The sequence below is a fragment of the Curtobacterium sp. MCLR17_044 genome (assembly GCF_003234435.1).
GTDB lineage: Bacteria > Actinomycetota > Actinomycetes > Actinomycetales > Microbacteriaceae > Curtobacterium > Curtobacterium flaccumfaciens.
This window is the reverse complement of the sequence record NZ_QKTC01000001.1, coordinates 282,343-304,797: the sequence shown is the minus strand read 5'-3', so window position 1 is coordinate 304,797 and position 22,455 is coordinate 282,343. Positions and strand designations below refer to the sequence as shown.

Sequence of the window (22,455 nt, the reverse complement as noted above, 5' to 3'; positions counted from 1 at the left end):
GCGACGTGCGACTGCGGCGCAGGTACCGGCGTCAGCCGGTCGAGTCGTCGAGGTCGAAGTCGCGCTCCAGGGAGATCGTCGGGATCGACGCGGTGATGACCGAGCCGTCCGCCCGCAGCGTGCCCTGGATGTCGCTCGTGGTCGGGGCGTGCCCGGACATCCGCGGCCCGTGGTGCGGCAGCGGCACCACGGTGGGCTCCCCCGCCTCGATGTCCCACTGCTGGTTGTGCACCCACACCGTGAAGCCCGAACCGGTCTCGACCGTGAGCGTCATGGCTTCCTGCTCGAGGTCGACCCGGACCCGCGATCCGCGCACCGTCAGACGGTAGGATAGACGGTCCCAGTGCTTCGGCAGCCGCGGGTTGAAGCTCATCCGGCCGCCGTGGTCGCGCATGCCGCCGAAGCCGTTGACGAGCGCACCCCAGATGCCACCGGTCGACGCGATGTGCACGCCGTCCGAGGTGTTGCCGTGCAGGTCCGCCAGGTCGACGTAGAGCGCGGTCTGGAAGTACTGGTCGGCGAGGTCGTGGTACCCGACCTCGGCCGCCATGATCGACTGCACGACCGCGGACAGCGTCGAGTCACCGGTGGTGAGTGCGTCGTAGTAGTCGAAGTCGCGACGCTTCTCGGCCGCCGTGAACTCGTGCCCCTGCAGGAACAGTGCGAGCACGACGTCGGCCTGCTTCAGCACCTGGAACCGGTAGATGACCAGCGGGTGGTAGTGGAGCAGCAGCGGGCGCTTGGACTCGGGGGTGTTCTCGAGGTCCCAGAGTTCCTTGTCGAGGAACTGGGCGTCCTGCGGGTGGATGCCGCGGTGCGGGTCGAACGGGATCTCCATCGACTCGGCGGCGTGCTCCCACTCGACGAGCTCGTCCGGCTGCAGACCGGTCCGGCGCACCATGCGGTCGTACTCTTCGGCGTCGTCGGCGGCGAGCTCGCGGCAGGCGTTGACGGCGAACCACAGGTTCGCCCGCGCCATGACGTTCGTGTACAGGTTGTCGTCGACGACGGTCGTGTACTCGTCCGGCCCGGTGACGCCGTCGATGTGGAACTTCTTGTCACCGTTGGACCGCCAGAACCCGAGGTCGGCCCAGAGCCGGGCGGTCTCCACGAGCACGTCGATGGCGCCGCGCTTCAGGAACTCGCGGTCGCCCGAGGCCCGCACGTACTGCATGAGCGCATGCGAGATGTCGGCGTCGATGTGGTACTGCGCGGTGCCGGCGGCGTAGTACGCGCTGGACTCTTCACCGTTGATCGTCCGCCACGGGAACAGGGCGCCGCGCTGGTTCAGCTCGCGCGCCCGAGCCCGTGCCGCGTCGAGCATGTTGTAGCGGAAGCGCAGGGCGTTCCGGGCGACGATCGGCGCCGTGTACGACAGGAACGGCAGGACGTAGATCTCCATGTCCCAGAAGTAGTGGCCGCCGTAGCCGGAGCCGGTGACCCCCTTCGCGGCGATGCCGTGGCCGTCGGTGCGGGCGGTGGCCTGCGCGAGCTGGAAGAGGTTCCAGCGGACGGCCTGCTGGATCGCGGGCTGACCGGCGATCTCGACGTCACTGCGGGCCCAGTAGTCGTCGAGCCAGTCGCGCTGCTTCGCGAAGGTCTCGTCGACGTTCTCGGCGTGCGCGCGGTCGAGCGTGCGGTCGCACCGGTCGGCGAGCTCGCGCACGGGCACCCCGCGGGAGGTGTGGTACACCACGTGCTTCACGAGCCGGATCGGCTGCCCGGCGCGGGCCTGCACCCGGTAGACGTGCTTCGCCAGGTCGTCCTCGATCGACGACGACTCGTCCCAGCTGTTCTCGGTCTCGATGTGGTGCTCGACGCCGACGCAGATCGTCATGCCGGAGCTGGACGCCTGGTACCCGAGGACCGAACGGCCGCCGGTGCTGCGCTTGAGCTTCGGCACGAGCACCCGCTCGGTGAACGACTCGGCCTTGCGGGGGTCGAAGGCGTTCGCCGCGGCCCGCATGCCGGCGTGGTACTCGTCCTGCACGTCCTGGCGGTTGAGGATCTGGCTGGACAGCAGGATCGAGGCGTCCGCGTCGAGCACGGTGACCTCGTAGTCGATGACGGCGAGGTGCCGGTCGGTGAACGACACGAGTCGACGTGCCCGGATGAGCACCCGCTTGCCGGACGGCGTCGACCACTCGGTCTCGCGGAACAGGTACCCGCCGCGGAACTCCAGCCGTCGGGTGTGCCGGAGGATGTCGGCCTCGGCCAGCACGAGCGGCTCGTCGTCGACGTACAGGCGGATGACCTTGGCGTCGGGCGCGTTGATGATCGTCTGCCCGGTCTTCGCGAACCCGAAGGCGTCTTCCGCGTGCCGGATCGGCCAGGTCTCGTGGAACCCGTTGACGTACGTGCCGTACTGCACGCCGCCACGACCTTCGTCGAGGTTCCCGCGCAGGCCGAGGTACCCGTTGCCGACGGCGAAGTTCGTCTCGGCGACGCCCTGCTCGTCGGGGGTGTACTCGGTCTCGACGAGGGCCCACTCGTCGATCGGGTAGCGGACGCGGTCGAGGGGGTCCGAGGTGATGGGGTTCATGCTGCTCCGTGGGAAGGGAGGGAGATGGGTACGTCGGTGCGGCCGGCAGCCAGGGAGCGTCCGGCCCGGTGGCCTACGTCGTGCTGGTGGCCGGTGCGGGCAGCTGGTCGATGAGTTCGTCGAGGTCGGACACGACGACGTCGGCACCGTGCTCGCGCAGGGCGTCCGCCCCGGCACCGCGGTCGACACCGACGACGAGACCGAACGAACCGTTGCGGCCGGCTTCGACCCCGCTGGTGGCGTCCTCGACCACGACGCACTCGGCGGCAGTGAGCCCGAACCGGGTCGCCGCGTCGAGGTAGGTGTCGGGCGCCGGCTTGCCGGTCAGGCCGTCCTGACGCGCGACGAGCCCGTCGACGACGACGGGGAACCGGTCGAGGATGCCCGCCGTCCGGAGCACCGACGTGGCGTTCGCCGAGCTCGAGACGACCGCGACGGACATGCCTGCGGCGATCGCGGCGGTCAGGAACCGGAGCGACCCCGGGTAGGGCTCGACGCCGTGCTCGTCGAGCTCGGCGGTGAACTCCGCGTTCTTCCGGTTGCCGAGCCCGCACACCGTGTCGGTGTCGGGTGCGTCGTCCGGGGTGCCCTGCGGCAGGTCGATGCCGCGCGACTCGAGCAGCGAGCGCACGCCGTCGTAGCGGGGCTTGCCGTCGATGGAGGTGAAGTAGTCCTGCTCGGTGTACGGCGCGACGCCGTGTGCTTCGAGGTACGGCGTGAAGAGTCGGCTCCACGCGCGCATGTGCACGTCGGCGGTCGGGGTGAGCACGCCGTCGAGGTCGAACAGGAGCGCGCGCTGGTCACTGAGTCGCGCGGGCGTGCGCTGGTCCTGCGTCGTCATCTGCGGTCCTCCGGGGACTGGTGGTGGACGAATGGCTCGCGACGAGTCTAGGACCGCTCCAGTCCGGACGTTCCGACGCGCCGCACCCTGTGGAGCGAGTTCACCGGCCGCTCCGCTGTGCAGGGAGGACCCCCGCCACGGCGCACCTGTGAGGCCTCTGAGACACGCCCCGGCACGCTGACCCGGACGAAAGGCACCACCATGACCAGCGACACCACCGCCGCACCCCACGACGGCACGCAGTCGAAGCTCCGCCAGGCGATCACCGGCCCGCTGCTGTTCCTCTTCATCCTCGGCGACGTGCTCGGTGCCGGCATCTACGCCCTGATGGGGACGCTGGCGAAGGACGTCGGCGGTGCACTCTGGGCACCGCTGGTGCTCGCGCTCCTGCTGGCCCTGCTCACCGCGGGCTCCTACGCCGAACTCGTGACGAAGTACCCGAAGGCCGGCGGTGCCGCGGTCTTCGCCGAACGCGCCTACAAAGCGCCGATCGTCTCGTTCCTGGTCGGGTTCAGCATGCTCGCCGCCGGCGTCACGAGCGCCGCCGGTCTGTCGCTCGCCTTCGCCGGCGACTACCTCGGCACGTTCGTCGACCTGCCGCCCGTGCCCACCGCGATCGTCTTCCTCGCCCTGATCGCCTGCCTGAACGCCCGCGGCATCTCCGACTCGCTCAAGAGCAACGTCGTGATGACGATCATCGAGGTCTCCGGCCTGGTCATCGTGATCGTGGTCGTGGCCGTGATGCTCGGCGGTGGCGGCGGTGACGTCTCCCGGATCGGCGCGTTCCCATCCGAGGCGAACCCGGCCCTGGCGACCCTGAGCGCCGCGATCGTCGCCTACTACTCGTTCGTCGGCTTCGAGACGTCCGCCAACATCGCGGAGGAGGTCCGCGACCCCCGCCGCGTCTACCCGAAGGCCCTGTTCGGTGCCCTCGCCACGGCCGGCGTCGTCTACGTCCTCGTCGCCCTCGCCAGCGCGATCGCCCTGCCCGCTTCGGAGCTGTCCGAGTCCAGCGGCCCGCTGCTCGCGGTCGTCTCCGCCACGGGTGTCCCGATCCCGGACTGGGTCTTCAGCCTCATCGCCCTGGTCGCCGTCGCGAACGGCGCGCTGCTCACGATGATCATGTCGAGCCGCGTGACCTACGGCATGGCCGAGCAGCGGCTCCTGCCCGCCCTGCTCGCGAAGGTCCTGCCGAACCGGAAGACCCCGTGGACCGCCATCGTCGCCACCACGATCGTCGCGATGCTCCTGACCCTGGTGGGCGACGTGGGCGTGCTGGCCGAGACCGTCGTGCTCCTGCTGCTCTTCGTGTTCATCAGCACGAACGTCGCCGTCCTGGTGCTCCGCCGCGACCACGTCGAGCACGACCACTTCCGGGTCTGGACGTTCGTCCCGGTGCTCGGGGTGCTGTCGTGCATCCTGCTGCTGACGCAGCAGAGCGGTCAGGTCTGGCTCTACGCCGCGATCCTGCTCGCCGTCGGCGTGGTCCTGTACTTCGTCGCCCGGTTCACCGGGCGCCGTTCCGGACGCGACCACGAGGCGGGCGTGATCCACTGACGTCACGCACCACGGGCCTCCAGGCAGACCGTCTGGAGGCCCGTGGTACGTCCGCCGGTCCGCCCGCGTGATCAGCGCAGGTCGCGCACCCAAGCCTCGATCGCGTCCGAGATCTGCTGGCGGGCATCAGCACGGCTGATGGTCGCCGCGCGGTCGCCCGGCTGGTCGCCGTAGGCGCCGAAGTCGGCGTGGTTCGACCCCTGGATCTCGGTCATGGTGGCGGTCGACGGCAGCTTGTCCCGCGCGGCGTCGACCTTCGCCGGCGTCGACAGGCCGTCACGCGAACCGGAGACGCTCAGCACGTCGATGTAGGAGCGGCTGATGTCGTTCGCGCAGTAGCTGCCGAGCAGCAGCAGGCCGTCGGCGTCCTGGGCGAGCTGGCACGCGCGGACCCCGCCGAGGGAGTGCCCGCCGACCCCCCAGCGGGTGACCGAGGGTGCGTGGGCCTCGAACGTGGCGAGCGGCCGGGTGTCGAAGAACGCGAGGTTCAGCGTCGGCTTCGTGATGACCACCGTCGTGCCGTTGGCGACCACCTGCCGGAACGTGGCCATGTAGGCGTACGGATCGACCTTCGCGCCGGGGATGAAGACGATCCCGACCCCGTCGGCCTGGCCGGTCGGGGTCATCACCACCGAGTCACCGGCGTCCCGGACCGCGATCCGGTCGTCGCGCCAGACCTGCAGGGCGGCGCTGCGGGTGCCCTGCATGACGATGTGCGCCCAGACGAGGAACACCACCGCGATCAGCACGACGACGGCGACGATCCAGGTGGTCCAGCGCAGCGCTCGGTTCATGTGGCCACCGTACGGCGCATCCGGACCTCGGTCCGGCCGTCCGGCAACGGATCGCCGGGTTCGTCGCGGGCGCTGAAGCCGACGTGCTCGTAGGCACGACGGGCGACGGCGTTGTCGGGCAGCACCGAGAGTTCGAGTTCGGTGGCTCCGGAAGCAGCCGCCCACGTGGCGATCGCGTCGATGAGTGCACGGGCGATGCCGCGGCCGCGCGCTGCCGGGTCGACCCACATCGAGATGAGCTCGGCGGGGCCGTCGGGGCCGGTGGGTGGGATCCCGCTGGCCATCCCGACGACCGTGCCGGGAACCTCGGCAGCGGTGTCGACTGCGAGCAGGTCGAGCGCTCCCGGGATCGACAGGCGGGTGCGCCACCGGTGTTCGGGTGCGTTCGCCCAGTCCTGCAGCGTCGAGCCGAAGGCGTGCGGGGCATCGGCGAGCGCGCGGAGGCGCACTGGTCGCCAGGCTTCCCAGTCGTCGGCGGTCGCGCGGCGCAGTTCGATCCCCACGGCCCGACGCTACCGCGGGGCGGGGTGTGACCGCAGGGGCGGGAGCCAGTGAGCAGAAGACGTCGGGTGCGGTGGTCGCACTCGACGTCTTCTGCTCACTCGTTGACCGTCGCCCGAGGAGGGCGACCGGGACGCGCTACTTGATGGCGGCGCGGATCTCGGCGGCTGCTGCGCCGACGTCCGAGGCGCTGTAGATCGCGCTGCCGGCGACGGCGATGCGGGCACCGGCCTCCTGCACCGAGGCGACCGAGGACGCGTTCACGCCGCCCGCGATCGAGAACGGGACACCCGAGTCCTTGCCGGCGTCGAGCAGGGTCGAGAACGTGAAGCCCTCTTCCGCCTGCTCGTCGAGCCCGGCGTGGACCTCGACGAACTCGGCGCCGAGTGCGACGACCTCGCGGGCACGGGCGGCCTTGTCGGAGACGCCGATCAGGTCGACGACGATGCCCTTGCCGTGCTTCTTCGCGGCCTTGACGGCGCCGACGATCGTCGAGTCGCCGGCGACACCGAGGACGGTGACCAGGTCGGCACCGGCCGAGAAGGCGATGTCGGCCTCGAGCTCACCGGCGTCCATGGTCTTGAGGTCGGCGAACACGATCTTGTCCGGGTGTGCTTCCTTGATCGCGGTGACGGCGGACAGGCCGGCGCTCTTGATCAGGGGCGTGCCGAGCTCGAGGACGTCGACGTGCGGCGCGGCCGCGGCGGCGAGCTCGAGGGCGGCTTCGGTGGTCAGGGTGTCCATGGCGAACTGGAGCTGCATGGGTGTGCCTTTCATTCGAGGTTGGCGTGACGGGGCCAGAGGTCGTCGGCGGACTGCCCGCCTCGGGTCCACAGGGCGTGGAACACGGCGTCGCCCACCAGGGCGACCGCCTGTTCGAAGAGGCCACCGGCGTACTGGGCCGAGGCGGTGCCGGAGCGGTCGGTCTTCGTCGCGGCGGGCAGCACGATCGTGACGTCCGCCAGCTCGGAGAGCGGGGAGTCGTCGGTGGTCGAGAGCGCCACGACGGATGCGCCGACCTCGTGCGCGGTGCGTGCGGCCTGCACGATGCCGGTGGTCGTGCCGGAGCCGCTCGCGACGAGGAGCAGGTCGCCCGGTCGGATGGCCGGGGTGGTGACCTCGCCGACGACGTGCGCGTCGAGGCCGAGGTGCATGAGGCGCATCGCGGTCATGCGGAGGGCGAGTCCGGAGCGACCGGCGCCGTGGACGAACACCCGGTCGGCGCCCTCGATCAGGTCGAGTGCGCGCTGGGCCGGGGCATCGTCGAGGCGGGTCGCCAGGTCGCCGACCTCGCGGACGACCAGGTCGAGCGCTGCGGAGACGGTGGTTGCTGCCATGCCCTCGATCCTTCCGTCGCGCGCCTCGGCACGCCGCTACCCGCCCCGGCAGGGACCCCATCCCATCGGGTGGGCCCGTCCGCTCGGGTGGGACGGGTACCGTCGCGTCCATGGACGCATCGGTCGACACCCTGGAGGCCCGGGGCGGCTCCGCCATCCGGCTCGCGGCCGCCGAGCACGCCCGCACGGTCGCCGAGCAGGCCGATCGGCACGCGCTGACCCTGGAGTCCGTCCTCGCCGTGCTCCGGTCGTCGCGGGTCACCGACGCGGCCGCCAGGGCCGAGGCCGTCGAGATCGCCTCGGCCGCCCTCGTCGACCTGCGCACCGTGACCGATCAGCAGCGGAGCACCCTGCTCGAACCCGTCACCGGCGCGTTCTCGCGGTTGCGCGCCGACCTGCGGCCGCTCGTGCGCTTCGGGGACCTCGACGTGCAGTTCGTCGAGCCGCCGGCCACCGGCCGTGCGCTCCCCGGTGACGTCGCCCACGCGGCCCGGGCGATCGTCCGGACCGCGGTGCTCGCCCTGGTCGACGACGGTGCGGCGAAGCGGGTGCGCATCCAGTGGGACTGCGACGGCCGGAACCTGCTCATGCAGCTCCGCGACGACGGCTCCGGCACGCTCGACGTGCACGACGACGCCATGCGGCCGATCGCGGAGCGGGTCGTCACGCTCGACGGGCGGGTGCAGGTCGCGAGCACGCCCGGCTGGGGGTCCGTGCTCGACATCTCACTGCCGCTCGACCCGCGGCCGGCCGAGGTGGACGCGGTCGACGACGGCGACCTGACCCCGCGGGAGCGCGACGTCCTGCGGCTCGTGGCGACCGGTGTGGGCAACCGGGAGATCGCCGAGGGACTCGGCATCAGCGTCAACACCGTGAAGTACCACGTGGCGAACCTGCTCCGGAAGCACGGCGCCCGGACCCGGGCCGAGCTCGCGGCGTTCAGTTCCCGGGCGTGAACCGACGGGACCGCGACGAGGCGTCCCGACGAGACCGCGACAACGGGTACCGACGGTCGAGCGCGGGCTCGACGACGGTCGCCATCAAGAACTGCGAGAGCAGCCGTCCACCCGCCCAGTAGATGGGGATGACGAAGATCGCGGCCCCCGGCCAGATGCGCGAACCGATCAGTGCCAGGGTGCCGAGCGTCACGACGATGCCGACGCCGGAGTACAGGTACTGCCAGCCGCGCGAAGCCGCGTCGCGCTGCGCCTGCTCCCGCTCGGCGCGCTCGTCGAGACCGCGCACCCCGGGGTCGAGCGACGCCGGCTCCTCGGTGGCGAACAGGTCGCGCACGGGGACCTCGAGGGCCGTGGCCACCGCGGACAGCGACTCGAGGCTCGCGTCGTTGCCGCTCTCCATCCGTTGCACCGTCCGCACGGCGATGCCGCTCGTCTCGGCCAGTCGTTCCTGGGTCCAGCCCCGCAGTCGTCGGAGTTCACCGATCCGCATCTCGTTCATGTCCTGAACAGTAGGGAACCGCGGAACGGCACACCACGACAGGGACCCGCCACCGACACGACAGCTTCCCGCCAGTTCCCCGACAGCGGCGGTCCCCTACGCTCCGGGGGCGAAGCGGTACCCCATGCCGGACTCCGTCACCAGGTAGCGCGGGTGCGCGGGGTCGGGCTCGAGCTTCCGCCGCAGCTGCGCCATGTACAGGCGCAGGTACCCGGAGTCGTTGCCGTGCGTCGGCCCCCAGACCTCGGTCAACAGCATCTCGCGGGTCATCAGACGGTCGGGGTTCGTGACCAGGACCTCGAGCAGGCGCCACTCGGTGGGCGTCAGGCGGATCGCCGGACCCTCGGCCGGGGTGACCTGCTTCGCGACGAGGTCCACGAGCAGCGGTCCGATCGCGATCGTCGGGGTCTCCTCCGACGCCACCACCCGCCGCCGTCCGAGAGCCCGCAGCCGGGCGAGGAGCTCGTCCATCTGGAACGGCTTCGTCACGTAGTCGTCGGCACCGGCGTCGAGCGCGTCGACCTTGTCGGACGAGTCGGTGCGCCCGGAGAGCACGAGGACCGGCACCTGCGACCAGGCCCGGACGCCCTCGAGCACGCCGATGCCGTCGAGCCGGGGCATGCCGAGGTCGAGCAGCACCAGGTCGGGGCGCTCGGTGATGACGGCGTCGATCGCCTCGCGCCCGTCCCGAGCCGTGACGACGTCGTACCCACGCGCCGAGAGCGTCACCGAGAGCGCGCGGACGAGCTGCGCGTCGTCGTCAGCGATCAGGACCTTCATCGGATCTCCACTCCCACGTGCCCGGCGATCGGCAGCCGCACCACGACGGTGAGCCCACCGCCCGGGGTGTCGTCGACCTCGATCGTGCCGCCCATGCCCTCGGTGAACCCGCGCGCCAGGGCCAGCCCGAGCCCGAGGCCGGTCTCGTTGTCCGTGTCGCCGAGCCGCTGGAACGGCTGGAACACCTCGTCGCGGCGGTCCTCGGGGATCCCGGGGCCGTGGTCGGCGACGCGGAGTTCGACCCCGCCGGCGAACGCGCTCGCGGCGACCCGGACGTGGGTGCCGTCCGGTGCGTACCGGGCGGCGTTGGCGAGCAGGTTCACGACGACGCGCTGCAGCAGGACCGGGTCGGCGAGCACCGGCGGCAGGTCCGCGGGCAGGTCGAGGTCGACGTCGTCGGGGCCGAGCTCCAGCTCGTCGAGCGCCGGCGCGACCACCGTCTCGAGCGCGATCGCCGCCGGGGTGACCGCGAGGACTCCGGCCTGCACGCGGCTGACGTCCAACAGGTCTGCCAACAGCACCGCCAGCTGACCGAGGCTCTCGTCGGCGGTCGCGAGCAGCGCCTCCCGGTCGGCCCCGGACAGGTCGATGTCGGACGCACGCAGCGTCTGCACGGCGGCGGAGGCCGCTGCGATGGGTCGGCGCACGTCGTGGCCGACGGCCGCGAGCAGCGCGCTCCTGACCCGGTCGGCGGCGGCGATGCGCTCGGCGCCGACGGCCGTGCGGGTCAGCTCGCGGTGCTCGACGGCGGCGTCGAGCTGCTGCTCGACGACCCGCAGCAACCGGCGCTGGGTCGGGTCGTCGGGCGCGCCGGCGAACTCGAGCACGGCGCCGGACGCCAGCGTCGTCGACGCGTCCGGCGTCGCGCCGAACTCGCCGGAGGTCGCCGGCACCTCGTCACCCTGGCGGATCCGGACGCCGGCGAAGCCGAACGCCTCTCGTGTGCGGTCGAGCAGTGCCTGCAGGGCGTCGTCGCCGCGGAGCACGCTGCCGGCGATGCCCATCAGGAGCCCGGACTCGGCCGAGGCCCGACGGGCAGCACGCGACCGCCGGGCGGACCGGTCGACCACGAAGCTGACCAGGACCGCACTGATCACGTACATGACCAGGGCGAACAGGTGCCACGGCTGCTGGACGGTGACCATGTAGAGGGGTTGCACGAAGAAGTAGTCGAGACTCAGCCCGGACAGCACGGCCGTGAACACCGCCGGCCACATCCCACCCACGAGCGCCACGACCAGGACGAGCAGCTGGTACGCCAGCACGTCCACCGTGATGGCGTCCGGATCGCTGCCGATCGACAGCACCCACGTGAGCAGCGGCCCGACCAGGACCGACAGGACGAACGCGGCGACCACCCGGCCGCGGGACAGGCTGCCGCCGAGCTTGGGCAGGGTGATCCCGCCGCCGGCGCGCTCGTGCGTGACGACGTGCACGTCGATGTCGCCGGACTCGCGGATCACGGTGTTGCCGATCCCCGGACCGGTCATCGCGGCAGCGAGCCGGCTGCGGCGGCTGACCCCGATCACGATCTGGGTGGCGTCGATCGACCGCGCGAACCGCACCAGCGTGCTCGGCACGTCGTCACCGACGACCTGGTGGTACGTCCCACCGAGCTGCTCGAGCAGGGTCCGCTGCTTGCCGAGCGCGCCGGGGTGCCGGACGCGCAGGCCGTCGTTCGTCGTCACGTGCACGGCGGCGAGTTCACCGCCGGCACTGCGGGCGGCGATGCGGGCGCCGCGGCGCAACAGGGTCTCGCCCTCGGGGCCGCCGGTCAGGGCGACGAGCACGCGCTCCCGGGTCTCCCACCGGTGCTCGATGCCGTGCTCGGCGCGGTAGGCCTTGAGCGCGTCGTCGACCTCGTCGGCCAGCCAGAGCAGGGCGATCTCGCGCAGCGCGGTGAGGTTGCCGAGGCGGAAGTAGTTCGACAGCGCGGCGTCGATCCGGGCCGCCGGGTACACGAGCCCGTCGGAGAGCCGTTCGCGCAGCGCTGCCGGGGCCAGGTCGACGACCTCGATCTGGTCGGCCGCGCGCACCACGGCGTCGGGGACGGTCTCGCGCTGCACGGTGCCGGTGATCTCGCGGACCACGTCGCCGAGGGACTGCATGTGCTGCACGTTGACGGTCGAGATGACGTCGATGCCGGCGTCCCGCAGTGCCTCCACGTCCTGCCAGCGCTTCTCGTTCGGGCTCCCCGGGGCGTTCGTGTGCGCGAGCTCGTCGACCAGCGCGACCTCGGGTGCCCGGGCGATGACGGCGTCGAGGTCGAGGTCGTCGAGGTCGACACCCCGGTGCGAGACGGTGCGGCGGGGCACGACCTCGAGCCCGTTCACCAGTGCTGCGGTGGCGGCGCGCTCGTGCGTCTCGACGACGGCGACGACCACGTCGCGACCCTCGTCGAGCAGCCGACGCCCCTCTTCGAGCATCGTGTAGGTCTTGCCGACACCGGGCGCCGCACCGAGCAGGACCCGCAGCTTCCCGCGCTTCACGTGCTCATCCTCTCGCGTGCGGGGGTCGGTCTCCGCAAAACACCGGTGTTCACCTGTCGCACCGCGGATTGCGGGTGTTCGACGCGCGAGCACCGGTGTTTTGCGGAGGGGACACCCACGCTCAGGACGCCTTCGCCAGCGCCAGGTTCAGCGCGAGCACGTTCACGACGGGCTCACCGAGGAACCCGAGCTGCCGCGACTCGGTGTGCGACGCCACGAGCTGCCGCACGGTGGCGACGGACAACCCCCGCGCCGAGGCCACTCGAGCCACCTGCTGGGACGCGTAGGCGGGGCTGATGTCCGGGTCGAGCCCCGAACCGGATGCGGTCACGGCGTCGGCAGGCACCTGCGCGGCGGGGACCCCGTCGGCCTTCGCCAGCGCCGCACGACGCTCCTCGACGGCCTTGAGCAGGTCGGCGTTGTTCGGCCCGAGGTTCGAGCCGGAGGACGCCCCCGCGTCGTAGCCGTCCCCGGCGGCGGACGGCCGCGACTGGAACCAGCGGTCGGCCTGCTTTCCGGTGAACGACTGCCCGATCAACGAGGAACCGACGACCTTGCCGGACGAGTCCGTGACCATCGAACCGTTGGCCTGGTCGTGGAACGCCGCCTGGCCGACGCCCCAGACGGCGAGCGGGTAGCCGACGCCCAGGACGACGGTGGCGACGAGGGTGAGGCGGATGGCCACACCGGCGGAACGGAAGGTGGAACGTGCAGATGCCATGACTAGAACCCCGGGATGAGACCGACCACGAGGTCGATCAGTTTGATGCCGATGAAGGGGACGACCACGCCGCCCAGCCCGTAGACGAGCAGGTTGCGGCCGAGGATCGACGACGCTGCGGCCGCGCGGTACTTGACTCCACGCAGGGACAGCGGGATGAGCGCCACGATGACGAGCGCGTTGAAGATGACCGCCGACAGGATCGCGGACGACGGGCTGTGCAGCCCCATGATGTTGAGCGCCGCGAGCCCGGGGAACGCTGCCTGGAACATCGCCGGGATGATCGCGAAGTACTTCGCGACGTCGTTGGCGATGGAGAAGGTGGTCAGGGCACCGCGGGTGATGAGCAGCTGCTTGCCGATGCGGACGACGTCGATGAGCTTGGTCGGGTCGGAGTCGAGGTCGACCATGTTGCCCGCCTCCTTCGCCGCCGTCGTGCCGGTGTTCATCGCGACGCCGACGTCCGCCTGGGCCAGGGCCGGGGCGTCGTTGGTGCCGTCACCGGTCATGGCGACGAGGTTGCCGCCTTCCTGCTCGCGCTTGATGTAGGCGAGCTTGTCCTCCGGGGTGGCCTCGGCGAGGAAGTCGTCGACGCCGGCCTCGTGGGCGATGGCGGCCGCGGTGCGGGGGTTGTCCCCGGTGATCATCACCGTGCGGATGCCCATCGACCGGAGCTCGGCGAACCGCGACGCCATTCCGTCCTTGACGACGTCCTTCAGGTGCACGACGCCGAGCAGGGCGACCGCGCCGTCGGAGGAGCGGCGGCCGACGACGAGCGGGGTGCCGCCCTGGTCGGAGATCTCCGCGACGGTCGCGTCGATGGCCGACACCACACCGGCTTCGGTGGTGTCCGCCCAGGCGAGCACTGCCGCAGCAGCGCCCTTCCGGATCTGCGACCCGTCGGGCAGGTCGAGACCGGACATGCGCGTCTGCGCCGTGAACGGCACCTCGACAGCGCCGTCCGGCAGTGCCGGCGCCACCCCTGCGTCAGCAGCGAGCGACACGATCGAGCGGCCTTCCGGTGTCCCGTCGGCGGCGCTCGACAGCGCGGCTGCCGCCATGAGCGAAGCCTCGCTCACGCCCGGCACCGGCACCACGCGGGATGCCCGACGGTTGCCGTAGGTGATCGTGCCGGTCTTGTCGAGCAGCAGCGTCGTGATGTCGCCGGCGGCCTCGACCGCGCGGCCCGACATCGCCAGCACGTTGTGCTGCACGAGCCGGTCCATGCCGGCGATGCCGATCGCGGAGAGCAGGGCTCCGATGGTGGTCGGGATGAGGCAGACGAGCAGGGCGATGAGCACCGGCACGCTTACCGTCGCGCCGACGAGTCCCGCGATGGGCTGCATCGTCAGGCAGACGATCACGAAGACGATCGACAACGAGGCGAGCAGGATGTTCAGCGCGATCTCGTTCGGTGTCTTCTGCCGTGCCGCACCCTCGACCAGGCGGATCATCCGGTCGATGAAGGTCTCGCCCGGCGTCGAGGTGATGCGCACCACGATCCGGTCCGACAGCACCCGGGTGCCGCCGGTGACGGCACTGCGGTCACCGCCGGACTCGCGGATGACCGGTGCGGACTCACCCGTGACGGCCGACTCGTCGACCGACGCGATGCCGTCGATGACGTCGCCGTCGCCCGGGATGACCTCACCGGCGACGACCACGACCACGTCGCCCTTGGCCAGGTCGACGGACGCGACCTCCTCGGTCTCGTTGCCGGTCGCGGCCGCGTCGGTCGTCGCGTACCCGAGCACCCGGCGGGCGCTCGTGGTCGAGCGGGTCTTCCGCAGGGTGTCGGCCTGCGCCTTGCCACGGCCCTCCGCCACCGACTCCGCCAGGTTGGCGAAGACGACGGTGAGCCAGAGCCACACGGCGATCGCGATGGTGAACGCGGACGGCTCGACGACGGCGGCCACCGTCGTCAGCGCCGCGCCGACCTCGACGATGAACATGACGGGGTTCCGCCACATGAGTCGCGGATCGAGTTTCCGCAGGGCGCCCGGGAGGCCCGCCACCAGTTGGCGGGGTCCGAATGCGGACGAGCGGGTGGCCGGTTCCACGGCGGTGCGCGGTTCCGACTCCGTGGTCACGGGGGTGGTCATGACAGTCCTTCTGCGAGCGGACCCAGTGCGAGCACCGGGAAGTAGGTGAGTGCGGTGACGATGACGGCGACGCCGCCGAGCAGCCCGATGAAGAGCGGGCGGTGGGTGGGCAGCGTGCCGGCGGTCTCCGGCACCCGGTCCTGCGCGGCGAGGGACCCGGCGAGCGCCAGGACGAACACCATCGGCACGAAGCGGCCGAGCAGCATCACGACGCCGAGCGAGGAGTTCATCCAGGTGGTGTTCGCAGTGAGCCCGCCGAAGGCCGAGCCGTTGTTGTTCGCGCCCGAGGTGAAGGCGTAGAGCAGCTCGGTCAGCCCGTGGTTGCCGGGGTTGAAGATCGACGTCCCGAGCACCTGTTCGCGGACCCCGGGGATCACGAGCGAGAGCCCGGTGGCCAGGAGCACGAGCGTCGGCGTGACGAGGATGTACAGCGCCGCGAAGGTCATCTCCTTGGCGCGGATCTTCTTGCCGAGGTACTCCGGGGTGCGACCGACGAGCAGGCCGCCGATGAACACCGTGATGACGGCGAGCACGAGCATGCCGTACAGGCCGGATCCGACGCCGCCGGGGGTGACCTCGCCGAGCATCATGTTGACGAGCGCCATCATCCCGCCGATCGGGGTGTAGCTGTCGTGCATCGCGTTGACCGCACCGGTGGACGTCGAGGTGGTCGCGGTCGAGAAGAGCGTCGAACCGAGGATGCCGAAGCGGCTCTCCTTGCCCTCCATCGCGGCCCCGGCAGCGTGTGTGGCGACACCGCCGCCGCCGAGTTCGGCGATCGACATGACCGACAGCGACACGAGGAAGATCGCGCCCATCACGGCGAGGATCGCGTACCCCTGGCGGTCGTCGCCGACCAGCCGCCCGAACGTGCGCGGGAGCGAGAACGGGATGACGAGCATCAGGAAGATCTCGACGAGGTTCGTCCATGCCTGCGGGTTCTCGAACGGGTGCGCCGAGTTCGCGTTGAAGTAGCCGCCACCGTTCGTGCCGAGTTCCTTGATCGCCTCCTGCGAGGCGACGAACCCGTCGGGGATGTGCTGCGTGCCACCGATGAGCGTGGTGACGTCGGTGCCGCTCCCCCACGACTGGACGACCCCGCCGGCGACGAGGACGATCGCGAAGACGAACGCCCCGGGCAGCAGCAGTCGGCCGAGCCCGCGGACGATGTCCACCCACACGTTGCCGAGCGTGCCCGACTTGCGACGGGCGAACCCGCGCACCAGGGCCACGGCAACCGCCAGGCCGACGGCTGCGGACAGGAAGTTCTGCACCGCCAGGCCGGCCATCTGCACCGTGTAGCCGAGGGTGACCTCTGGCGAGTACGACTGCCAGTTCGTGTTCGACACGAACGACGCCGCGGTGTTGAACGCGAGCGAGGGTCCGACGCCGGGCAGGCCGAGGTCGCCGGGCAGGACGACCTGGATGCGCTGCAGCAGGTAGACGAGCAGGAGCCCGGCGACGCTGAAGAGCAGCACGCCGCGCAGGTACACGGGCCACGACTGCTCGGCGTCCGGGTCGACCCCGATCAGCCGGTAGACCCCGCGCTCGACCCGGTTGTGGCGGACGGGCGTGAAGACCTTCGCCATCCAGTCACCGAGCGGGCGGTACGCGACGACGAGCAGCAGGACGAGCGTGGCGACCTGGGCGATGCCCGCCCAGACGTCCGCGGCGCCCACTAGAAGCGCTCCGGACGCACGAGCGCCCAGACGAGGTACACGACTGCGGCGATGCCGAGGACGGCGGCCGCGATGGTGATGCCGATCACAGCCGTTCCACCCCCTTGGCGATCAGTGCCACCACGCCGAACACGGCGAGGACACCGGCGACGACGAACACGTCGAACACGAGGGACTCCAGAAGATCTGCGGTGTCCGCGCCGGGTGACGCGGACCGGCACCACGAGTGGTGCCGAACCGATGCTGCGTCCTGCGCCGGGCCTCCAGGCCGCTCCTAACGGATCCCTGACGCCGCCCTGGCGGACGCATGCACGCTCCTAACGCGCGTGACCGACGCGGCTCAGTCAGCCGCGGTCGCGAGTCGAGTCGACAGGTCGCAGACTGCGCCACGCAGCGCCTCCGGCCCCTCGACCCGGATCGGCACGGCCAGCCCGGCGACGACTCCGGCGAGCCCGTCCCACGACCACGATCCGAGGGTGACGCGGGCCCGGTCGTCCTCGAGCTGCTCAACCACGGCGTCCTCGGGCAGGTACGGCGCGATCCGCCGCGCATCGCCCGCCGTCGTGGTCACCGAACCGGTGCACGGCCACACGTCGTCGACCGCCGACCCCTTGAACCGCGCGGACACGAACGCGGCCGCATCGCCTCCGGGGATCGGTCGCGGCGTGAAGGGGACGCGGGTGCGCATCCGGGGCGTGATCCGGTCGATGCGGTGCGTGCGCCAGTCGTCGCGGTCGACATCCCAGTCGAGCAGGTACCAGCGACCGTTCCGGGCGACGACGGCGTGCGGTTCCACCCGGTGCGGAGTCTCGTCGTCGCCGTACCCGAAGCGGAAGACCTCCTGCAGGTGGACGGCCTCGCTCACCGCCACCAGGACCTCCGGGTCGGTGGTGGTCCGGCTCGTCGCGGTCACGGCCTGCACCGCGTCGACCCGGGACCGCAGCCGCGCGGGCATCACCTGCCGGACGGTCGCCAGGGCGCGGGCCGCCGACTCCGCGACGTCCGCCCCCGATGCCGGTGCCACGGCGAGCGCCAGGGCGATCGCCACAGCCTGGTCGTCGTCGAAGAGCAGCGGGGGCAGGTCGGAGCCGGCCTCGAGCCGGTAGCCGCCGGCCGGGCCACGGAGCGCCTCGACCCGGTACCCGAGCCCGCGGAGCCGATCAACGTCGCGGCGGACGGTGCGCGGACTGACGTCGAGCCGCCCGGCGAGCTCGTCCCCCGGCCAGTCGCGGTGCACCTGGAGCAGGGAGAGCAGCGCGAGCATCCGTGCGGAGGGTCCGGCCATGGCGTCCATCTTCGTCCGAGAAGCGGACACGATCTGACCGCATTGCCCGTCATCCTCGTCCCATGAGCATCGAAACGACAACCCACCTCAACTTCGACGGCGACGCCCGCGCGGCGCTCGACTTCTACGCATCGGTCTTCGGCGGCGAGGTCACCGCCGCCACCTACGGCCAGATGGGCGCCCTGGACGACCCGGCCTGGGCGGACCGGATCGTCTTCGGTCAGGTCGCCACGGCCGCCGGCTTCCGCGTCATGGCCTTCGACGTCTGGCCCGGGCAGCCCTACGACCAGGGATCGAACGCCTTCTACGTGTTCGTGCACGGCGACGACACGGCCGAGATCGAGCGGTACTGGGCCGTACTGTCCGACGGCGCCGAGGTCCGGCAGCCTCTGGAACCCTCGGCCTGGGCACCATTGGCCGGGCAGCTGCGCGACCGGTTCGGCGTGGTCTGGCAGCTCGACGTCGCCCCCGCTGGCGACTGATCCGTCCTGAGGGTCGCGGTCAGCGCGTCGGCGTCCACGTCGACACGGTGACCGCGGCCGTCACCGTCGCCGGCTCGAACACCGTGTCCGCCGCGACGTGGTGGTGGCTCGGCCCCATGTGCACCACGTCGTGGACGTCCTCCGCCGACAACTCCATGGTCCACGTCAGGTCCTCGGAGGACCGCAGCGCGAACGACGGCGCCAGGGAGTCGTGCAGCCGGCGCTCCTTCTCCGGGTCCACGCTGATCGTCGCCTCGGCGAGCTCCGCCAGGTGGCCGGCCCGCGGGGTCACCACCGCGAGCACGCCGTCGGCGTGCAGGACGCGGGCGTACTCGGTCTGGTTGCGGGGTGCGAAGACGTCGAGCAGGACGGCGGCAGCGCCGTCGACGACCGGGAGGCGCTCGGTCACGTCCCCGACGACGGCCCCCGCGCGCTCGTGGGCGCGTGCCGCACGCCGGATCGCGACGGCCGACAAGTCCAACGCGACCCCGAGCCTCCCGTCCGCCGCGCGCAGCGCATGCGCCAGGTAGGTCCCTGGGCCCGAACCGACGTCGAGCACGATGCCGGGCGCGGTGGCGTCTGCGACGATCGCGGCGAGCGCCCGCTCGACGGGCGCGTAGTGGCCGCGCCCCAGGAACCGCAGCCGCGCGTCCACCATCTCCGGGGTGTCCGCGGTGAGTGCGCGCCGCTTCGCGGGCAGGAGCGTCAGGTGGCCCTGCTTCGCCTCGTCGAACCGGTGACCGTTCGGGCAGCCGACCTGGCCGCCGTCGACGCGGCCGAGGGGCTCGGCGCACACGGGGCAGGCGAGCATCGGCAGCAGGTCGTCACGCACCGGCCCAGCGTACGGGCCTCGGTAGCCTGACCGGATGTCGCTGCAGCAGCTCTTCGGCCTCGACGGCCGCACCGCACTCGTGACGGGAGGCAGCTCCGGCATCGGCCGAGCGATCGCCACCGCACTCGCCGACGCAGGTGCCCACGTCCTCGTCGCCGCCCGGACGTCCGCGACCATCGACGCCACCGTCGCCGGCATCCGCCAGGCGGGCCGCTCGGCTGACGGCATCGTCGCGGACCTCTCCTCCCGCGCTGGCGCACACGCGCTCGCGGACGCCGCCGGGGACGTCGACGTGCTGGTGAACTCCGCCGGGATCAACCTGCGGCCGCCGATGCCGGAACTCGACGAGGCCACCTGGGACGCCACGATGGCCGTCAACCTCGACGCGCCGTTCGTGCTCGGGCAGCGGCTCGCACCCAGCATGGCGGCCCGTGGGTACGGGCGGATCGTGTCGATCAGTTCGCAGCAGGCCCACCGCCCCTTCGCCGCCAGCGGCGCGTACGGGGTCTCCAAGGCCGGTCTGGAGGCGCTGGCCCGGTCCCAGGCAGAGGCCTGGTCCGCGCAGGGGGTCACCTCCAACGTCCTCGTCCCCGGTTTCGTGCGCACCCCGCTCAACGAGCGACTCGGGTCCGACCCGGCGACGGTCGCGGCCCTCGCCGCACGGACGCTGGTCGGGCGGAACGGGCTCGCGTCGGACTTCGCCGCGGCGGCGGTGTTCCTCGCCGGACCCGGGTCGGCCTACGTCACCGGGCAGTCCATCGCGGTGGACGGCGGGTTCTCCGTCCACTGACCTCGAGCGACGCCGACGCCGACGGCACGGTGCTGCGCGGCAGTACGGTCAGGACATGGCAGTCATCGAGCAGGCAACGCTCCGCCCCTCCAAGGCCGAGGCGCTCGCCACCTGGCTCCCCCGCCAGGCGTGGAGCGGCGTCGTCGCGGGAGCGCCGCTCCAGGTCGTCGGGCAGTTCCGGTTCGACGACCCCGCTGGGGAGGTCGGCATCGAGGTGCTCCTCGTCCGCACCGACGACGGCCGCGTCCTGCAGGCGCCACTGACCTACCGGGATGCACCACTGCCCGGTGCCGACGCGTTCCTGGTCAACGAGATGGACCACTCCGTGCTCGGGCGACGGTGGGTGTACGACGCCGTGGGCGATCCCGTCCACGCTGATGTCCTGCGCCGGGCGATCGTCACCGGCGGACACGAAGCGGAGCTCGAGTTGGCCAACGGTGCCGGACAGCGGCCCAAGGACGCCTGGGCCAGCGGGAGCGGCTCCGCACCCGACTCCCCCAGTGTCACCTCGGTGCGAGCGACCACTGCGGACGCCCTGACGTCGATCGCGACCGACCACGGCACGATCGTCGTCGCTCGGGTCGTCGGTACGGCCCTGCCCGAGGGCGAGACGCTGACCGGGACGTGGACGGACGGCTCCGAGGTGCTCGCCGTCCTGCTGCCCGAACGCGCCTGAGGTACTGGCAGGGCCTGCCTGTGCAGGGGACCGGCTGGCAGGATCGACGGCGTGAAGACACTGGAGTTGCCACAGACAGACCTCACCGCTTCCGACGTCGTCGTCGGACTGATGCGGATCAACGACATGAGCGACGAGGACATCCGTTCGCTCTACAGCGCCTCGCGCGACGCGGGCGTGAACATGTTCGACCACGCCGCGGTCTACGGCGAGTGGCACGGCTGCGAGGAGCGGTTCGGCGCGGCGGTCACGCTGTCGCCCGCGGAACGCGCCGAGATCGTGCTGCAGACCAAGGTCGGCATCCGACCGACGCCGAAGGGCGCGTACTTCGACTTCTCGTACGAGCACATCCTCGAGTCCGTGCACGAGTCGCTCGAGGCGCTGCAGACCGAGTACGTCGACGTCCTGCTGCTGCACCGCCCCGACGCCCTGGTCGAGCCGGAAGAGGTCGCGAAGGCCTTCGACGAGCTGCACGCCGCCGGCAAGGTGCACCACTTCGGCGTCTCGAACCACACCCCCGGCCAGGTCGACCTGCTCAAGAAGCACGTCCGCCAGCCGCTCGCGTTCAATCAGGTGCAGCTCAGCATCACGCACGCCAACGTGATCTCGCAGGGTCTGACCGCGAACATGGGTGGCCTCGAGCAGTCGGTCGACCGCGACAACGACATCCTCAACTACTCGCGTATCAACGACATCACGCTGCAGGCCTGGTCGCCGTTCCAGAAGGGCTTCTTCGACGGCGTCTTCCTGGGCGACCGTGAGCAGTACGCCGAGCTGAACGACGTGCTCGAGGAGGTCGCCGCCGCACACGGTGTCACCCCGACCGGCATCGCGGTCGCGTGGATCACCCGCCACCCCGCGCACTTCCAGGTCGTCCTCGGCACGACGAACCCGCAGCGCGTGCGGGACTCGGCAGCCGGCTCGGACGTCGAGCTGTCGCGCGAAGAGTGGTACCGGATCTTCACCGCGGCCGGACACACCGTTCCCTGAACCGGGACCGCCCGGTCAGGTCGGGCAGGGTGGGATCGTGCTCCACGACCTCGCCCTGCCCGTCCGCCTGACCACACGCTCCGGCGAGGTGACGCTGCGGGACGCGGTGGACGAGGACCTCGACGCGCTCATGGCACTGTTGTCCGACGACCCGATCAGCGCTGCACGTGGTGACGTCGCCGCGCGGGAAGACCGACCGCGGTACGCCGAGGCGCTCCGGTCGATCGTGGACGACCCGGCGAACGCGCTGCTCGTCGCCGAGGACGCCGACGGGCGGCTCGTCGGGACGCTGCAACTCACCCGGATCCCAGGGATGGCTCGTCGTGGTGCCACCCGACTGCTCGTCGAGGCGGTGCGGGTCAGCAGTGCGCTGCGCTCCGGCGGCATCGGGACCGCACTGATGCGCTGGGTGACCGACGTGGCGGCACCGGCCCTCGGGACCCCGCTCGTGCAGCTCACCTCGGACGCTGCACGGACCGATGCGCACCGGTTCTACGAGCGCCTCGGCTTCACCGGCTCGCACGTCGGGTTCAAGTACCGGGTCCCCGACCCTTCCGCCATCCCGCCTGATATGTCACACTGAGACCAGTCGCCCCATC

Annotated in this window: 22 protein-coding genes; 7 read left to right on the top strand and 15 right to left on the bottom strand. The window is 71.4% G+C overall.

Annotated features, from left to right (window positions below):
* Positions 1-31: 31 nt before the first annotated feature.
* A complete protein-coding gene (locus tag DEJ04_RS01510; RefSeq protein WP_111045881.1) occupies positions 32-2,542 on the bottom strand; it encodes a glycoside hydrolase family 65 protein in 2,511 nt (836 codons plus the stop codon).
* Positions 2,543-2,615: 73 nt separating this feature from the next.
* Positions 2,616-3,383 carry an HAD family phosphatase gene (locus tag DEJ04_RS01505; protein WP_071406212.1) on the bottom strand — a complete coding sequence of 256 codons (768 nt, stop codon included), beginning with the start codon at positions 3,381-3,383 and terminating at the stop codon, positions 2,616-2,618.
* Positions 3,384-3,584: 201 nt separating this feature from the next.
* Here DEJ04_RS01505 and DEJ04_RS01500 point away from each other — a divergent pair, with 201 nt between their 5' ends.
* A complete protein-coding gene (locus DEJ04_RS01500; RefSeq protein WP_035809271.1) occupies positions 3,585-4,940 on the top strand; it encodes an APC family permease in 1,356 nt (451 codons plus the stop codon).
* A gap of 71 nt (positions 4,941-5,011) precedes the next feature.
* Here the strand turns inward: DEJ04_RS01500 and DEJ04_RS01495 are convergent, their stop codons facing one another.
* From DEJ04_RS01495 to hxlB, 4 genes are all read right to left on the bottom strand, one after another.
* Entirely contained in the window at positions 5,012-5,734 is a 723-nt protein-coding gene (locus tag DEJ04_RS01495) for an alpha/beta hydrolase (protein ID WP_111045879.1), read from the bottom strand.
* Positions 5,731-6,237 (bottom strand): GNAT family N-acetyltransferase, encoded by a 507-nt coding sequence (locus DEJ04_RS01490; protein ID WP_111045877.1) that lies wholly within the window; start codon positions 6,235-6,237, stop codon positions 5,731-5,733. Before DEJ04_RS01490 ends, DEJ04_RS01495 begins: the two co-directional genes overlap by 4 nt.
* 136 nt (positions 6,238-6,373) lie before the next feature.
* Entirely contained in the window at positions 6,374-6,997 is a 624-nt protein-coding gene (gene hxlA / locus DEJ04_RS01485; RefSeq protein ID WP_071406215.1) for a 3-hexulose-6-phosphate synthase, read from the bottom strand.
* Between the two features lie 11 nt (positions 6,998-7,008).
* Positions 7,009-7,572 carry a 6-phospho-3-hexuloisomerase gene (gene hxlB / locus DEJ04_RS01480; protein ID WP_111045875.1) on the bottom strand — a complete coding sequence of 188 codons (564 nt, stop codon included), beginning with the start codon at positions 7,570-7,572 and terminating at the stop codon, positions 7,009-7,011.
* A gap of 110 nt (positions 7,573-7,682) precedes the next feature.
* Here hxlB and DEJ04_RS01475 point away from each other — a divergent pair, with 110 nt between their 5' ends.
* On the top strand, positions 7,683-8,528 hold the full coding sequence (locus tag DEJ04_RS01475) for a LuxR C-terminal-related transcriptional regulator (RefSeq protein ID WP_027466793.1): 846 nt from the start codon (positions 7,683-7,685) through the stop codon (positions 8,526-8,528).
* Here the strand turns inward: DEJ04_RS01475 and DEJ04_RS01470 are convergent.
* The 8 genes from DEJ04_RS01470 to DEJ04_RS01435 form a co-directional block, all read right to left on the bottom strand.
* On the bottom strand, positions 8,512-9,030 hold the full coding sequence (locus DEJ04_RS01470) for a helix-turn-helix domain-containing protein (RefSeq protein WP_111045873.1): 519 nt from the start codon (positions 9,028-9,030) through the stop codon (positions 8,512-8,514). The two genes, DEJ04_RS01475 and DEJ04_RS01470, sit on opposite strands and share 17 nt — an antisense overlap.
* Positions 9,031-9,126: 96 nt before the next feature.
* A complete protein-coding gene (locus tag DEJ04_RS01465; protein WP_027466795.1) occupies positions 9,127-9,810 on the bottom strand; it encodes a response regulator in 684 nt (227 codons plus the stop codon).
* Positions 9,807-12,299: an ATP-binding protein gene (locus DEJ04_RS01460; protein ID WP_027466796.1), complete on the bottom strand. Its 2,493-nt coding sequence runs from the start codon at positions 12,297-12,299 to the stop codon at positions 9,807-9,809. The genes DEJ04_RS01465 and DEJ04_RS01460 overlap by 4 nt, the downstream gene beginning before the upstream one ends.
* Positions 12,300-12,420: 121 nt before the next feature.
* A complete protein-coding gene (gene kdpC, locus DEJ04_RS01455) occupies positions 12,421-13,020 on the bottom strand; it encodes a K(+)-transporting ATPase subunit C (protein WP_111045871.1) in 600 nt (199 codons plus the stop codon).
* A 2-nt stretch (positions 13,021-13,022) separates the two neighbouring features.
* On the bottom strand, positions 13,023-15,122 hold the full coding sequence (gene kdpB, locus DEJ04_RS01450) for a potassium-transporting ATPase subunit KdpB (protein ID WP_111045868.1): 2,100 nt from the start codon (positions 15,120-15,122) through the stop codon (positions 13,023-13,025).
* Positions 15,119-16,801, bottom strand: coding sequence for a potassium-transporting ATPase subunit KdpA (gene kdpA / locus DEJ04_RS01445; protein WP_111045866.1), 1,683 nt, complete (start codon positions 16,799-16,801; stop codon positions 15,119-15,121). The genes kdpB and kdpA overlap by 4 nt, the downstream gene beginning before the upstream one ends.
* Complete coding sequence (locus tag DEJ04_RS01440) at positions 16,801-16,890, bottom strand: potassium-transporting ATPase subunit F (RefSeq protein WP_017887940.1); 90 nt, start codon at positions 16,888-16,890, stop codon at positions 16,801-16,803. Before DEJ04_RS01440 ends, kdpA begins: the two co-directional genes overlap by 1 nt.
* 251 nt (positions 16,891-17,141) lie before the next feature.
* Positions 17,142-18,086, bottom strand: coding sequence for a YafY family protein (locus DEJ04_RS01435; RefSeq protein ID WP_111045863.1), 945 nt, complete (start codon positions 18,084-18,086; stop codon positions 17,142-17,144).
* A gap of 62 nt (positions 18,087-18,148) precedes the next feature.
* On the opposite strand from DEJ04_RS01435, the gene DEJ04_RS01430 reads away from it, so the two are divergent.
* Entirely contained in the window at positions 18,149-18,568 is a 420-nt protein-coding gene (locus DEJ04_RS01430; protein WP_111023347.1) for a VOC family protein, read from the top strand.
* A gap of 19 nt (positions 18,569-18,587) precedes the next feature.
* Here the strand turns inward: DEJ04_RS01430 and DEJ04_RS01425 are convergent, their stop codons facing one another.
* Complete coding sequence (locus DEJ04_RS01425; protein WP_111045861.1) at positions 18,588-19,400, bottom strand: putative RNA methyltransferase; 813 nt, start codon at positions 19,398-19,400, stop codon at positions 18,588-18,590.
* 34 nt (positions 19,401-19,434) lie between these two features.
* Between DEJ04_RS01425 and DEJ04_RS01420 the strand changes: the two genes are divergently transcribed.
* From DEJ04_RS01420 to DEJ04_RS01405, 4 genes are read left to right on the top strand one after another with little or no spacing between them, the layout of a single operon-like run.
* Positions 19,435-20,190 (top strand): SDR family NAD(P)-dependent oxidoreductase, encoded by a 756-nt coding sequence (locus DEJ04_RS01420; protein WP_111045858.1) that lies wholly within the window; start codon positions 19,435-19,437, stop codon positions 20,188-20,190.
* 55 nt (positions 20,191-20,245) lie between these two features.
* Positions 20,246-20,866, top strand: coding sequence for a hypothetical protein (locus DEJ04_RS01415; protein ID WP_111045856.1), 621 nt, complete (start codon positions 20,246-20,248; stop codon positions 20,864-20,866).
* A gap of 51 nt (positions 20,867-20,917) precedes the next feature.
* Positions 20,918-21,856, top strand: coding sequence for an aldo/keto reductase family oxidoreductase (locus DEJ04_RS01410; protein ID WP_111045854.1), 939 nt, complete (start codon positions 20,918-20,920; stop codon positions 21,854-21,856).
* 37 nt (positions 21,857-21,893) lie between these two features.
* Positions 21,894-22,439 (top strand): GNAT family N-acetyltransferase, encoded by a 546-nt coding sequence (locus DEJ04_RS01405; protein WP_111045851.1) that lies wholly within the window; start codon positions 21,894-21,896, stop codon positions 22,437-22,439.
* Positions 22,440-22,455: the final 16 nt, after the last annotated feature.